Source organism: Chitinophaga sp. G7 BAM 1005 (assembly GCF_057126945.1).
Genome location: NZ_CP181478.1, coordinates 4,082,613 through 4,097,080, shown reverse-complemented (window position 1 = coordinate 4,097,080; position 14,468 = coordinate 4,082,613). Strand labels below are relative to the sequence as shown.

The following is a 14,468-nucleotide window of genomic DNA, read 5'->3' as shown; positions in this document are numbered from 1 at the left end:
CGGGAAACAGTTAAAATATTTTATATATAAATGGGAGTTGTAAAACATCAGAGTCTGCGGTCGTCGGTGTTGATTTATTTGGGCTTTGCGATAGGCGGGATCAATACGTTATTACTGTTTCCGGTATTTTTCAGCGGGGATCAATTCGGGTTAACCCGGATCATAGGGGATATAGGGGTGATTGTGGTGCCGTTTTGCACGTTTAGCACGGGTTTGATGATCAACCGGTTTTATCCTTACTACGCCTATCATTTACCGGAGAAGAAAAATGACCTGATGGGTTGGGTGGTAATTGCCACCCTGATAGGGCTGGCGTTGTTCTTTGTGGGGACCGTGGTGTTTAAGGATCTGATCGTCAGGAAATATGTAACGAAGTCGCCCCTGCTTATAGAATACTTCTATTTCCTGTATCCTTTTGTGACGGGGATTGTACTGTTTTCGGTATTTGAAAGCTATAGCTGGTCGCGGCATGAAACGGTAGCACCCAACTTCCTGAAGGAACTGCTAATCAGGATTATGACTTCGGCCATTATTGGCCTGTATGTATTCAAGCTAATCAGTTTTATTGTTTTCATGTGGCTTTTCAGCCTCCTGTATATCATTGCGCTGGTGCTGTTGCTCTTTTATCTCTGGCGCAAGGACCTGTTGTATTTCTCCATAAGGGTGAGCAGTGTTACATCCCGGCTGTATAAGCGGATGATGATCTATGCGTTTTCTCTTACATCGGCGACTATTTTTAACCTCCTGTCGCAGAACATAGGGGCGTTGATCATTGCGAGCATCAGCGGATTGGATGAGGCAGCGTATATGACCATTGCCACTTACATGGCCCAGCTGATACAAGTGCCGCAAAGGAGTATTTCTTCTATTGCCACACCTATTATCGCCCAGTCGTGGAAGGATAAGAACATGGCTAAGATTGATGAAATTTATAAGAAATCGTCGATTTTACAGCTGGTAGCTGCGCTTTTTATTTTCTGGGAGATATGGCTCAACATTGATGATATATACCGGATTATGCCGCACGCGTATTCTTCGGCTAAGTACCTGGTATTTTTTATGGGTGTTGCCAAGATTATTGACATGGGCACCGGGGTGAATCAGCAGTTACTCGCTACTTCCCGTTTCTGGCGGTTTGATCTTACTTCGGCCACTGTGCTGGTGATATTGTCTATTCCACTGAATTATTTCCTGATAAAGAAGTATGGTATGGTGGGTTCGGGTTATTCCATGATGATCTCGCAGTTTGTGTTTAACGGTATCCGCTTATTGTTTATCCGGAAGCGTTTTGGACTGCAGCCATTTTCCATTAACACATTGAAGGCAGTAGCAGCCAGTGTGACGATTTATTATATCAGCAGCCTGCTTCCGCCCCTGGGTAATCCTTTTATCAGTATTGTAGTACACGGACTGTTGTTCCTCGTGTTGTTTGGCGGCGCTATATTGCTGATGCAGGTATCGGAAGATATTAATCATACTGTTGCGGCTACCTTGCGTAAGGTGGGCAACAAGGTGTTCAGAAGAAAATAAGGTTACGGATATAAATAAGAAAGCCGCCCAATTGTTTGAGCGGCTTTCTTATTTATAGTTTTTCTTATTTAGAAATCTCGCCTTCAAACACCAGCGTAGCAGGACCACAGAGCCAGATATTTTCAAAGGTACGTTCACTGGTTTTGGTGAAGCGTACTTCCAGTTGTCCGCCTAAAGTTTGTACCGGCACTATGTATTCCTTTTCTGCGGCGCCTGCGAAAGTGAGTGCAGCGGCGGTTACGCCGGTGCCACAGGAGTAGGTTTCATCTTCCACCCCTCTTTCGTAGGTCCGTACAAATATGCCGCTTTCAAATTTCTGTACAAAGTTCACATTGGTGCCTTCTGCTGCAAAGCGGTCGTTGTAGCGGATGCTACGGCCTTCGTTAAACACATCTACTGCCTGTACATCTTCCACAAATTTTACAAAATGCGGGGAGCCGGTATTGAGGTAGTAGTAGAGGGGGCCATGTTCCACATCATCCACATCCTGCATTTTCAGGTTTACCCAGTTGCTGCCATCGATGGTAGCTTCATGTTCTCCGTCGACTGCAATAAAGTAGAGGTTGCCGTCGCCTACGCCCATTTTGTTGGCAAAGGCTACGAGGCATCTGCCTCCATTACCGCACATGGTACCTTCGCGGCCATCTGCGTTGTAATATTTCATGGCAAAGTCGTAGTCTTCACTTTTGTTGAGCAGCATTAAGCCATCGGCGCCGATGCCGAAGCGGCGGTCGCAGAGTTCATTCACCTGTTCATCTGTAAGCCAGTCGTATTGCCCTTCCCGGTTATCCATGATGATAAAATCATTGCCGGTTCCCTGATATTTATAGAAATGAATATTATGCATGGGTACAAAGATAAAAAATTAACTGAAGTTGGCGGAGCGATACCGGTGTTAAATGGCCGCAATGATCCCCAGTCCTTTTTCAATCAGTGCTGCCACTGCTGCGCCGCCGTCTTTACTGAATTCCTGGCGGATACGGTTGGCAACGATGGCGCTTATGGAAAGGCATTCGTGCCCCAGTATGCGGCCCATGCCGTAGATGCCGGAGGTTTCCATTTCGAAATTGGTGATGCGGTGGTGTTCGTAGTTGAAGCTGGTGAGTTTATCGATCAGGTCTGGATTAGACAGGGCTCCCCGGAGTACGCGGCCCTGCGGTGCATAAAAACCCGGGCAGGTAACGGTAATGCCTGTATGAAAACCATCTGTGAAATGTTCCTGTAGTTTTGCCGATGCTTCAAAGAGACAGGGGTTGGCGCCGCCGGGCTGGAGGAATACCTGTCCGCGGAACGACTCTAACAATTGCTTTTCTGCGCTGGTATTTTCGAATACATAATAGTTCATGAGATTGTCGAGGCCAAGCCCGTGCGACGATACCACGAAGCTATCCACCGGTATGTTTTCCTGCAGCGCGCCGGAAGTGCCGAGGCGGATGATTTGCAGGGAAGTGAGCGTTGGTTTTACCTGGCGTGTTTCAAAATCTATATTTACGAGTGCGTCCAGTTCATTAAGTACGATATCGATATTATCGGTGCCGATGCCGGTAGAAACCACGGAGAGTCGTTTGTTGCCGATATAGCCGGTATGCGTTACAAATTCACGGTGCTGATATTTACCTTCTATTTTATCAAAGTGTTTGCTTATTTCACCTACGCGGTCAGGATCGCCTACGGTGATGATGGTATGAGCCAGTTCATCCGGTCTTACATCAAGATGATAGATGGCTCCGCGGTTGTTGATGATCAGTTCTGATGCTGCAATACTGTTATTCATTATACTAATTTTTATTATTCGCAAATCAACATTTCCAGTGTCAATATTCCTTTGTTCTGCTATATTATCAAAATATTTTTTCAGATATTTTTTAAATAATATTTGGTGGTTGTTATAAATTCACTACTTTTGCAATCCCACAAAACGAATGAGATGTACGCCAGTGGGGCACTTACGGCGAACATTTTGAAACTGATGGTTCCGTGGCCGAGTGGCTAGGCAGAGGTCTGCAAAACCTCGTACAGCGGTTCGAATCCGCTCGGAACCTCTACATATCTTCTTCCAAAAGCCGCGGTTTACGCGGCTTTTTCATTTCCGGTAAGGCTTTAATGGATTTTAACAATAACAGAGGGGCATATTTATGTGCCACTGCGGGATATGGTGGTATACCCGGCGTATTCCCGGGGCATCCATGAAGTATCCCCGGAGTATAGGTGGACTTGATGCGGAGATGCCCACTGCTGGCTGGCTTCAGAGGTAAAAAAGAAATAATGAAAAGTATGCTGAAATATCAATCCAAAAGATTATATTGCATACCCCGCAAGAGGCAGGTGAGGTTATCAGAAGGCAAGAGATTTATCAATAATTTACTATAGCTATCTAAACACAGCGTGTGTAATTGATAATAAAGATATCGGCGGCATTTTCTATTAAAATATGGAGCTGCCATCATTTTCCGGTCAACAAGCCTTCTGCATGCAGAAGGCTTGTTGCGTTTTATATACATTAAAAAGAAGTGGTTATGACAGAGATTATTAAAGTAACCGCCGAAGATTCCAAGCACCTGAACCAGGTGAAGCTGCTTTTTCGCGAATATGCCAATTGGCTAAATGTTGATCTTAGTTTTCAGCAATTTGAAGATGAGCTGGCGAACCTGCCGGGTGTGTATGTGCCTCCAACCGGTGCATTGTTCCTGGCGTTGGTAGATGGACAGCTGGCCGGATGTGTGGCTATCCGGTCATTTGACGACAGTACCGCTACTGCGGAAATGAAGCGTCTTTTCGTAAAGGATGCATTTAAAGGACACGGCGTTGGGAAAGCCCTTGCCAGTGCAGCTATTGCAGAGAGCCGGGAGCTTGGATACAAGCGGATCCTGCTGGATACATTGGCGCATATGCGTCCTGCAATTGATCTGTACACTTCACTCGGATTTCAGCCGATTGCTGCGTATTATGATAATCCGATCAGCGATGCGGTGTATTTGTCGTTGAACATTGAAGAGGATAGTTTAACTTAAAAAAAATGCAGCGGAGGATTTCCTCCGCTGCATAACATATAAAAGGATGGTGGCTTACAGGGGTCTTATCCAGATGTTCCTGAAGCTTACCGGATTTCCGTGGTCCTGCAGTGCGATGGATTTAGCACCGTGTTTTACATAGGTTGGTTTGCCGATATATTCTGTTTTACCTTCCAGCTCCACATTATTCTGCACCAGTACGCCATTTTGCAGTACAGTGGCTCTTGCAGGAGATTTCAGGGAACCGTTGCCGTTAAATCGGGGAGCGGTCCAGATCACATCATAGGTTTGCCATTCGCCTGGTTTTTTGCAGGCATTTACCAATGGAATTTTTTGTTTGTAGAAGCTGCCGGCCTGTCCGTTGGAGTAGGTGCGGTTGTTATAATTGTCCAATACCTGCAGTTCGTATTGTTCCTGCATAAAGATACCGCTGTTGCCGCGGCCCTGGCTTTCGCCTTTTACTTCAGCAGGGGTACGCCATTCGATATGCAGCTGGAAGTCTTCAAACTGTTCTTTTGTTTTGATAACGCCACCCCCTTTTACAACGGTCATAGCATCGTCTTTCACTTCCCATTTGGCGGGGCCTCCTTTTTCCGATTCCCAGCTGTCGAGGTTCTTACCATTAAACAGTACGATGGCATCTGACGGCGCCGTAAGGGTTTCGGTGCCGGGTGTAATTACTTTTGGTACCGGTTCCCATACTTCCGTGGCCTCAGGTTTCATCTGCTCCTTGTTTTGTGCTGCTGCGGTAACGGCAAGCAGTGTACAGGCAGATAGCAATAACGTACGCATGTGTCTTTTATTTTTTTTCGGGTAGATGATATTTAAACTATGTTTTCGTTCAGGCCGTAACGTTAGGCAGATGGTACCCGTTATGGTACTGTGCTGCTAACAGTTTGTTGGCATCGCTGTCGGTGAATTTACCTGTTTGCTGATCCCAGTACACTTTTTTACCGGTGCGATAGGCGATATTACCCATTTGCGCGGTGGTGGCCACAAGAGAGCCCACCTGTACGGAGGCGTGGAGGTCGTCCAGTTTCCTGGATTTTACTACTTCCACAAAGTTGGTGGTATGGAGGTCGAGGCCGTTATCGACGGATTTTTGCCGTGGTACGGCTTCCATTTTTCCTTTTTCGGGGATTACTTCCCAACCGCCGCGGTCCAGCACCAGCGTACCGTTGTTGCCAATGAAGGCAATACCATGATCGCGTCCGTAAGGGCCGCCATCAATGCCTATGGCCTGTTCCCACTGGATGTTATAGTCTTCAAATTCATAAACGGTGGTGAGTGTATCCGGAGTTTCGGCTGCATCGTCGGGGTAGGCGAATTTGCCGCCTGCGGCCATGATGGATTTTGGTGCGCCGGATTTCATGCCCAGCAGGGCGTAGTCGAGAAGATGCACGCCCCAGTCGGTCATTAAGCCGCCTGCATAATCCCAATACCAGCGGAAGTTGAAGTGGAAGCGGTTGGGGTTAAAAGGCCGTGTGGTGGCGGGGCCCAGCCAGGCTTTGTAATCCACGCCTGCAGGCGGGGCGCCATCTGGTTTTACGGGAATGGATTTCATCCAGCCCATATAGGCCCAGGCTTTTACCAGGCGTACTTTACCCAGTTTGCCCGAGTGTACAAATTCGATGGCATCTCTGAAGTGTTTTTGGCTGCGTTGCCACTGACCTACCTGTACGGCGCGGTTATATTTCTGTTGTGCGCCTACCATTGAGCGGCATTCGATGATAGAGTTGCCCATTGGTTTTTCTACATATACGTCTTTGCCGGCGGCGCAGGCCTCTGTCATTTGCAGGCAGTGCCAGTGGTCGGGTGTACCGATAACAACGGCGTCGATGTTTTTATCTTCCAGGAGCTTGCGGTAGTCGCTGTAGGCTTTTACTTTGATGCCTTTTTGCGCGAGTTCGGCCACCCGCTTGTCCAGCACGTTTTTGTCCACGTCGCAGAGAGCAACGCATTGTGCGGCGGGGTTTTTCAGCATGGAGGTGAGGTCTGCCCATCCCATGCCGTTAATGCCGATGGCGGCGACATTGAGCCGGTCGCTGGCAGCTACTGTTCGCAGTGGAAATGCCTGTAGCCCGGCAGGCAGTGCAGACACCAATCCTGCTCCGGCCATCAGCGTGGAGGCAGACTTGATAAAGTTTCTACGGGAATTATTCATGTAATAAAACGTTTGTGGAATTGTTAAATTGACAATTAAAAATACAAAATAGGGAAAAAAGCGGATTTATTTGTACGGATTTTATGAGCGGTGGGGATCGCCTTCGGCGATGAAAATTGTCTTGGAGCAGGATTTAACTGACTACATGGATTACGCTGATTTTATTTTTTTCTTTGGGAACTGGAATATTTTAGATGGGGGCTTTTGGGAGCAAGGTATCTATCTTGCTATTTTAATATTATTTTAAAATAGTATCGGCGTAATCACTGAATGATTACGCCGATACTAAACAAGAGCATTAATACTTTAAGTTAAATAAGAACATCAACATCCATCAAAAGAAAACGTTGAAAGCAGCTAAGAGCCTTTGTTATAAAAGAGCTAAAATCAGCGTAATCTATGTAATCAGTTTAATCCTGCTCCAGGACAATTTTCATCGCCGAAGGCGATTTCCCTCGCTATTCTTCCTCCGGTTCTTCGCTTTCTCGGCCGAGGCTGAAGTTCATCATAGTGCCCAGCAGGTCGCTGAAGCGTGTTTCGTTTTCCACCACTTTTTTGCTGATGAGCGAGTAGGACGAGAGGCCATGCAGTACGAACTCCATGAGCAGCAGGGCTTCTTTGCTGTTGGCTTTCGGGAAGCGGGCTTTGATGAGATCTTTCAGACCTTCTACTTTACTGAGGGTAGCATCGTATTGTTTGTCGCTGATATCCTGCAGGAGCTGAACGGAATTACCTTTGTCGAACCACTGGATCACGCTGCGGTAGGGGTTTTCAGCGGGTGCGCCGGCTTTCTTTTTCTTAAAGGAGTCCGGGTTGGGGAAGTAGAGGGCAAAGAGGGTACGGATGGCTTTGTCGAGCAGGTTATGAGCTACCTGGAGCGGGCCTTCCTGTTCGCCTTCGTATACCAGTTCTATTTTCCCGGTGATGGCAGGAATGATGGCCTGCAGATCGGCGATGCGCACCTGTGTTTCCTTTTCCTTGTTGATAATGGCGCGGCGTTCGCCGGCGCTCACCGCGTTTTCGTAGGCGGCGATGGTTAAGCGGGCGGACACACCGCTTTTCTTATCAACGTATTCGCTGGAGCGGGCTTCAAAGGACACCTGTTCGATAAGGCGTTTCACCATATCGGCGATTTGTACTTTGGCCTGTTGCTCTTCGTGGATATCGGCTTCCTGTTCTGTGATAAGCAGGGAGTTTTCTATTGTTTTCGGGTAGTGGGTAATGATCTGGCTTTCGATCCTGTCTTTCAGCGGCGTAACGATAGAGCCGCGGTTCGTATAGTCTTCCGGGTTAGCCGTGAAGATAAACAGGATATCCAGCGGCATTCTCACTTTAAAGCCCCTGATCTGTATATCACCTTCCTGGAGGATGTTGAACAGGGATACCTGTATGCGTGCCTGGAGGTCGGGTAGTTCGTTGATCACGAAGATGCCGCGGTTTGACCGTGGGATGATACCAAAGTGAATCACTCTTTCATCTGCGTAGCTGAGTTTCAGGTTAGCGGCTTTGATAGGGTCGATATCGCCCACGAGGTCGGCAACGGACACGTCCGGGGTGGCCAGTTTTTCACCATACCGTGCGCTGCTGTGGAGCCAGGTGATGGGCGTGTGGTCGCCTTTTTCGGCGATCAGGTCTTTGGCATAGCGGGAGAGCGGGTGAAAGGGATCATCATTTACTTCAGATCCTTCCACTACGGGAATATATTCATCCAGCAGCTCGGTCATCTGGCGGGCTATGCGTGTTTTCGCCTGACCGCGTAAACCGAGGAAGAGGATATTATGTCTTGACAGCAGGGCTCTTTCTGTATCGGGGATCACAGTATCTTCATAGCCAATGATGCCGGGGAAAGTGCTTTCCTTTTCTTTTAATTTTTTGATCAGGTTACGCCTGATCTCTTCTTTTACGGAAACTGGTTTATAGCCGCTTTTTTTGAGTTCGCCTAGTGTTTTTATGTTTGTGTTCATCTTTGATAATTACGCATTACAAATTGGCAGTAGCTTTTAGCGGATGCGGAGATCCGGTTTTCACTATGCTGCTGTTTACTATTAATAAAACTTTCTTTTGCCGCTTTCGAAATCGCGGAAAAGAAACTGTCCCAGTTTATCGGTGCCGGAAAAGAAGGCTTTACCGCTGTTGGTTTCGGTAAATTCTGTTACGAACTTCTGGAGCCACGGATCGGTGGCTACCATGAAAGTGGTGATGGGTATTTTCAGTTTTTTGCATTGGGCCGCCAGGTTGAGGGTACGGTTGAGTATTTTCCTGTCGAGGCCAAAGCTGTTTTTATAATACTGTGATCCAATTTTCAGGCAGGTGGGTTTTCCATCTGTGATCATAAAGATCTGTTTGTTCGGGTTGCGCCTGCGGCGGAGCAGATCCATAGCCAGTTCCAGCCCTGCCACGGTATTGGTATGGAAGGGACCTACCTGCAGATAGGGAAGGTCTTTGATTTCTATCTGCCAGGCGTCATTTCCAAATACAATGATGTCGAGGGTATCCTTCGGGTATCGGGTGGTGATCAGTTCTGCCAGGGCCATTGCTACTTTTTTGGCGGGCGTAATCCTATCTTCCCCGTAAAGGATCATGGAATGGGAGATATCGATCATCAGGGCGGTAGACGTTTGTGTTTTGAAGTCGGTTTCTTTTACTTCCAGGTCGTCCTGGCTGATGGAGAAACTGTCTATACCGTGATTGATCTGCGCGTTACGGATGGAAGCGGTAATGTCCAGCTGATCAACGCCGTCGCCAAATTCGAAGGGGCGTGTTTCGGCGTTGAGTTCATCGCCCATGCCGGATTTGCGGACATTATGATTGCCGGTAGCTGATTTTTTCAGTTTACCGAAGATTTCTTCCAATGCGTTTTTACGGATGGTTTGTTCTCCTTTGGAAGTAATTTCTATAGCGCCGCTTTCCTCGTTTTCGCGGATGTATCCTTTATCTTTCAGCTCCTGAATAAAATCGCCGATACCGTATTCCTGGCTGGAGAGATTATATTCGCTGTCCAGCTCAGTGAGCCATTGCAGGGCTTCTGACACGTCTCCGCTGGTGTAGGTGAGGAGTTGGGTGAAAAGGTCCAGTAGTTTCTGGAAAGGTGGTTTTTTGTTTTCGTCCGGGTTGAACCTGGTAAATTGTATTCCTCTCATAGCTTAGCTCAATCTTCTGAATTAAATTTACCACTTTTCGCGGAGAATCGCCTTCGGCGATTTTAAATTGTCTTGGAGCAGGATTACGCTGATTATACTGATTAGGATGATTTGATTATGTTTGATTTTTTTATGATTAATAATTATTAAGAGAGATAAAAGCTAATATCCGCTTATATCTTCCTTAATCCTTTATAAAATCCATTATAATCAAAATATAATCAAATCATCCTAATCAGTATAATCAGCGTAATCCTGCTCCAAGACAATTTAAAATCGCCGAAGGCGATCCCTACGATTTTTCTTCGCTTAAAACTTGCATTTTAGATTGAAAGCAACTACTTTCAATCATCAAAAAAATATCTATATGAAAAAATTGAGAAATGCATTGATGCTGGCAGGCGGCCTGGCGGTTGCATTATTTGCAAAATCGGCAGCTGCCCAGAGCAGGGCAGATGCATTGGGATGGAAGCTGGGAGCGCAGGCGTGGACATTCAATCATTTTACATTGGCGGAAGCGCTGGATAAAATGGACAGCTGCGGTATCCAGTACGTGGAAGCATATCCTGGCCAGGTGATTGGTGGTGGTATTGAAGGTAAATTTGATTACCATATGCCGCCTTCCAAACAGGAAGAGGTAAAAGCGCTGTTTAAGAAGAAGCACAAAGTGCTGCTGGCTTTTGGCGTGGTAGTACCGGAATCGGCTGCTGAATGGCGTATGCTGTTTGATTTTGCCAACAGGATGGGAATCCAGAGCATTACTTCCGAGCCCAAGCCGGAAGATCTGGACCTGATTTCTTCCCTGTGTGATCAATACCAGATTAAGCTGGCGATACATGATCACCCGAAACCAAGCCGTTACTGGAGCCCTGAAACGGTGTTGGAAGCGATTAAAGGCAGAAGTAAATTAATGGGCGCCTGTGCGGATATTGGTCACTGGGTACGCTCAGGACTGGATCCGGTAGAATGTATCAAAAAGCTGAATGGTCATATTGTGAGCCTGCATTTCAAGGATCTGAACGACAAATCTCCTGATTCCCATGATGTAGTTTGGGGTAATGGTGTTTGCCAGATGCCGAAAGTGCTGGAAACACTGAAAAACCAGCAATTCAAAGGTTTGTTTTCTGCGGAATATGAATACCACTGGGATTTCAATGTTCCGGAAGTGAAGGCCAGCGCTGCTTTCTGGAGAACTATCGTAAGTAACCTGTAATAACATATCATCCTTGTTGGATGACGGATCCGAAGATAACGGCCTTGCCGGGATCTTCGGATTTTAAGAGCAGAGTAGTTTTCTTTATTATATAAAAAGGAAAGCCCATACCAACCGGTATGGGCTTTCCTTTTTATATCGGGTATGTGACGGTTACTTTGCGGAATCCGCAGCACTTTGCGGTACTGCATTGGAATCGCCGGTATTCACCTGTACGGCGCCGTCTTTATTTTTTCTTGTACCATTAGGACCAAATTCACCTTTCATCTGGTTTAACCAGGTAATGAACTGTTGTGCATTCTGACCATCGCGTTGTAAATCGTTAGTCATCCTGTTTGGCGGCAGGGAGCTATAGTAGCGCAGCTGCTGTTCACAGTCTTTAATCACCTGGTTCGACAATTCTTCTGCTCTTTTCGCATCGCCGGCCATGTAATAGGCGTAGATGGTTTGGATAGAAGTATAGTTGTGCATGTTACCAGGTGTGGTGAGTGCATACGGGAAGTTGGTTTCCATAATGTTTTTGTCCATGTAGCGGAGTACGTTGAGGGCGCTGTCTTTGGCGGCTCCTTCCTGTGTCATGGCTACCGACAGTTTGGTAAATGCCTGACGTAGGTACATGATCATTTTCCTGTTTGGCTCATCGAAGTAGGTACCGCGTGTTTGAGCACCACCGAATTCAAATTTGTGCATCAGGTTATCATACATCACGCCTACGTTCGCATTGATGTCCATGCCCAGCGGATCGGTAGATGTAGCTTTTGGCAAAGGCACCAGGTGGTAGGTAAGACCATCGGTTTGCATGTATTCATTCAGGCCAAGATCGGTAGGGCTGGTGAAATAGATAGGCCGTTTCCAGTCGTTGGCAGCGATGATATCATATACTGCGAGGTCATTTTTCAGCAGGTAGTTTTTGGTGATTTTGAAAGGCATGGAAGCTAAGATCTTCGCACTGTCTTTCGCCGCCACCACGCCATTGGAGAGGATGGCCTGCTTGTCGACCGGAATAAACAGCTGACGGGTAGGCAGGAAGTTTTCTGCGCCGCCATCCTGTGTGGTTACTTTACTGTTTACATCATCGCTTCCCATGAAGTTCATGATTTCTTTCAGGTTAAAGTATTTGTCGGCAGGAATATTTCCCGGATCAAAGAAGCGGATATAGTTGCGGTTTTCGCCTTTATATTTATCGGCAGACCAGGTCATCGGAATAGCAGGGCTTTCGTTTACGGCTCTGCGCATTTGATCGATGTACCAGTCTACCCCGAGGAGGCTGAGGTTGATCACCCTGATATCGGGGCGGATGCCTTCTACTTCCTGTGCGTACCAGAGCGGGTAGGTATCGTTATCCCCGACGGTGAACAGGATGGCATTTTTCTGGCAGGATTCCAGATAATCTTTGGCCACGTCCCTGGCTACGTATTTTGTAGAGCGGTCGTGGTCGTCCCATTCCTGGAAGGCCATCAGTACCGGTACGGCGAGGAGGCAGATAGCAGTGGCCAGTACGGGAGTGACAGCGCTTTTGATCCTCTTTTTGAGGAAGCTGTATACCGACAATACGCCTAAACCGATCCAGATAGCAAATGCGTAGAAGGAGCCTACGTAGGCGTAGTCACGTTCACGCGGCTGGTTACCTGCCTGGTTGAGGTAGATGACGATAGCGAAACCTGTGAAGAAGAACAGGAGGGATACGATGAGGGTATCTTTACGGTGATTATTATATTGATAGAAGAAACCGATGACACCAAGAATGAATGGCAGGAAGAACAGGGTGTTGTGTGCCTTGTTATCTTTCAGACTGTCTGGTATCATGGACTGGTCGCCATATAAGAAGTTATCGATAAACGGAATACCTGAGATCCAGTTACCGTCACGTACGTTGCCATAGCCTTGTGTATCATTTTGTTTACCCGCGAAATTCCAGAGGAAGTAGCGGGCATACATGAAGTTCACCTGGTATTGCAGGAAGAATTTGAGGTTGTCGCCAAAGCCTGGTTTTTCACCTTGCTGGAGGCCCAGCCAGGTGCGGTAGTAATCGGCGTGGCCCTGATCGTTGCTGGCATCCCAAACGCGCGGGAAGAGCATCATATCCGCCGGATCGTATTCCGGTTCCATTTTCTTGCCGGCGATTTCATATTTTTTGGCACCGCGTGCGTAGATGTTACCGCCTTCTTTGTACCCGGTTGGGCGGGCAGTGAACACCTGGCCGTATACCAGCGGGAAGTCGCCGTATTGTTCACGACCGAGGTAACCTACCAGGGAGATGGGGTTATCTACGTTGTACATATCTACTGAAGGATTGGCAGTAGAGCGTACCATAGTGGTAATATAAGTAGAGTAGCCTACCAGCATGAACAGCACGAAGGAGATGGTGAGCCGGCTGAAGTGTGCTGTTTTGGATATATCCATTTTCACGCCTACTGTTTTCAGCAGGTATGGGATGGCTATAAAGAAACCAGCCAGTAAGAATTTGAAGGCGATAGCGCCGCCACTTGCCTCGTTAAATGCGGGTACCAGGATGATGGTAGCGATAACGATGAAAGGTGCGTAGATACCGAATTTAGGTTTCTGGTAACCGATTACCAGCAGGGCTATGATGAGTACGAAATAGAAGATAAATCCGGAGAAGTATCCCATTCCGAGGCTATTTACGAAGAATACGTCCATATATCCGGATGCCTTTACGGTATCCTGGATGAGGTATTTCTGTACGAGACCGGTGATACCGCAACCGATGATGAAGGCCCAGAAGGTTCCCCAGCCGGTTACTTTAAAGCGTCTGAAGTAGTACACCATTACCATAGCGGGGATGGTGAGGAGGTTGAGCAGATGGACGCCGATAGAGAGGCCGAGGAGGTATCCGATAAGGACGATCCAGCGGTCCGCATAGGGTTCATCGGCTTCATGTTCCCATTTCAGGATGGCCCAGAAAACGATGGCGGTAAAGAAGGAGGACATACCATATACTTCACCTTCCACAGCGGAAAACCAGAATGAATCAGAGAAGGTGTAGGCTAAAGCGCCAACGGCGCCTGCGCCCATGATAGCGATCATTTTTTCACGGGAGATCTCTTCACCGGCTTTCACCATGAGTCTGCGTGCGAAGTGGGTAATAGTCCAGAACAGGAACAGGATGGTGAAACCACTGGCCAGGGCAGTCATGGTATTTACGCCCAGGGCGGCCTGAGATGGTTTCAGGAACATACTAAACAATCTTCCAAGCAACACGAACAACGGCGCTCCGGGCGGATGGGGAATCTGTACTTTGTAAGCACTTGAAATAAACTCGCCGCAGTCCCACAAGCTGCCTGTAGCTTCCATCGTTTTAATGTAAACAAAGCAGGCAATGATGCAGATGACCCAGCCGACCATGTTGTTGGTCCTTTTAAAATTCATAAGGTTGTTTTAAGGTCCGA

The 14,468-nt window shown here is 47.4% G+C and carries 10 protein-coding genes and 1 tRNA gene; 4 read left to right on the top strand and 7 right to left on the bottom strand.

Annotated features, from left to right (window positions below; all coding sequences use genetic code 11):
• The first annotated feature begins 30 nt into the window (after nt 1-30).
• On the top strand, nt 31-1,530 hold the full coding sequence (locus ACMXI2_RS16195; protein WP_483777133.1) for a hypothetical protein: 1,500 nt from the start codon (nt 31-33) through the stop codon (nt 1,528-1,530).
• 64 nt (nt 1,531-1,594) lie between these two features.
• Here ACMXI2_RS16195 and dapF read toward each other — a convergent pair whose 3' ends face one another.
• Together dapF and ACMXI2_RS16185 are read right to left on the bottom strand one after the other, a co-directional pair.
• Complete coding sequence (gene dapF, locus ACMXI2_RS16190) at nt 1,595-2,377, bottom strand: diaminopimelate epimerase (RefSeq protein WP_483777132.1); 783 nt, start codon at nt 2,375-2,377, stop codon at nt 1,595-1,597.
• Between the two features lie 48 nt (nt 2,378-2,425).
• Nucleotides 2,426-3,304: a nucleoside phosphorylase gene (locus ACMXI2_RS16185; protein WP_483777131.1), complete on the bottom strand. Its 879-nt coding sequence runs from the start codon at nt 3,302-3,304 to the stop codon at nt 2,426-2,428.
• A gap of 197 nt (nt 3,305-3,501) precedes the next feature.
• On the opposite strand from ACMXI2_RS16185, the gene ACMXI2_RS16180 reads away from it, so the two are divergent.
• Together ACMXI2_RS16180 and ACMXI2_RS16175 are read left to right on the top strand one after the other, a co-directional pair.
• A tRNA-Cys gene (locus ACMXI2_RS16180) sits at nt 3,502-3,572 on the top strand.
• 474 nt (nt 3,573-4,046) lie between these two features.
• Entirely contained in the window at nt 4,047-4,541 is a 495-nt protein-coding gene (locus ACMXI2_RS16175) for a GNAT family N-acetyltransferase (protein WP_079472857.1), read from the top strand.
• Nucleotides 4,542-4,595: 54 nt separating this feature from the next.
• Here ACMXI2_RS16175 and ACMXI2_RS16170 read toward each other — a convergent pair whose 3' ends face one another.
• The 4 genes from ACMXI2_RS16170 to ACMXI2_RS16155 all read right to left on the bottom strand — a co-directional run bounded on the left by ACMXI2_RS16170 (nt 4,596) and on the right by ACMXI2_RS16155 (nt 9,845).
• The gene (locus ACMXI2_RS16170) at nt 4,596-5,333 is read right to left on the bottom strand and encodes a 3-keto-disaccharide hydrolase (protein WP_483777130.1); all 738 of its coding nucleotides are present in this window, start codon (nt 5,331-5,333) and stop codon (nt 4,596-4,598) included.
• Between the two features lie 49 nt (nt 5,334-5,382).
• Nucleotides 5,383-6,705: a Gfo/Idh/MocA family protein gene (locus tag ACMXI2_RS16165; RefSeq protein ID WP_483777129.1), complete on the bottom strand. Its 1,323-nt coding sequence runs from the start codon at nt 6,703-6,705 to the stop codon at nt 5,383-5,385.
• 458 nt (nt 6,706-7,163) lie between these two features.
• Nucleotides 7,164-8,669, bottom strand: coding sequence for a sigma 54-interacting transcriptional regulator (locus ACMXI2_RS16160; RefSeq protein WP_483777128.1), 1,506 nt, complete (start codon nt 8,667-8,669; stop codon nt 7,164-7,166).
• A gap of 81 nt (nt 8,670-8,750) precedes the next feature.
• Nucleotides 8,751-9,845, bottom strand: a complete 1,095-nt coding sequence (locus tag ACMXI2_RS16155; protein ID WP_483777127.1) for a vWA domain-containing protein — start codon at nt 9,843-9,845, stop codon at nt 8,751-8,753.
• 367 nt (nt 9,846-10,212) lie between these two features.
• On the opposite strand from ACMXI2_RS16155, the gene ACMXI2_RS16150 reads away from it, so the two are divergent.
• Nucleotides 10,213-11,058, top strand: a complete 846-nt coding sequence (locus ACMXI2_RS16150) for a sugar phosphate isomerase/epimerase family protein (protein ID WP_483777126.1) — start codon at nt 10,213-10,215, stop codon at nt 11,056-11,058.
• Nucleotides 11,059-11,211: 153 nt separating this feature from the next.
• Here the strand turns inward: ACMXI2_RS16150 and ACMXI2_RS16145 are convergent, their stop codons facing one another.
• Entirely contained in the window at nt 11,212-14,448 is a 3,237-nt protein-coding gene (locus ACMXI2_RS16145) for a glycosyltransferase family 117 protein (protein WP_483777125.1), read from the bottom strand.
• Nucleotides 14,449-14,468 lie beyond the last annotated feature (20 nt).

Coding starts and splice junctions, on each gene's coding strand:
- ACMXI2_RS16170 (WP_483777130.1), bottom strand. CDS start 5,333: ATGCGTACGTTATTGCTATCTGCCTGTACACTGCTTGCCGTTACCGCA.
- dapF (WP_483777132.1), bottom strand. CDS start 2,377: ATGCATAATATTCATTTCTATAAATATCAGGGAACCGGCAATGATTTT.
- ACMXI2_RS16165 (WP_483777129.1), bottom strand. CDS start 6,705: ATGAATAATTCCCGTAGAAACTTTATCAAGTCTGCCTCCACGCTGATG.
- ACMXI2_RS16145 (WP_483777125.1), bottom strand. CDS start 14,448: ATGAATTTTAAAAGGACCAACAACATGGTCGGCTGGGTCATCTGCATC.
- ACMXI2_RS16185 (WP_483777131.1), bottom strand. CDS start 3,304: ATGAATAACAGTATTGCAGCATCAGAACTGATCATCAACAACCGCGGA.
- ACMXI2_RS16155 (WP_483777127.1), bottom strand. CDS start 9,845: ATGAGAGGAATACAATTTACCAGGTTCAACCCGGACGAAAACAAAAAA.
- ACMXI2_RS16150 (WP_483777126.1), top strand. CDS start 10,213: ATGAAAAAATTGAGAAATGCATTGATGCTGGCAGGCGGCCTGGCGGTT.
- ACMXI2_RS16175 (WP_079472857.1), top strand. CDS start 4,047: ATGACAGAGATTATTAAAGTAACCGCCGAAGATTCCAAGCACCTGAAC.
- ACMXI2_RS16160 (WP_483777128.1), bottom strand. CDS start 8,669: ATGAACACAAACATAAAAACACTAGGCGAACTCAAAAAAAGCGGCTAT.
- ACMXI2_RS16195 (WP_483777133.1), top strand. CDS start 31: ATGGGAGTTGTAAAACATCAGAGTCTGCGGTCGTCGGTGTTGATTTAT.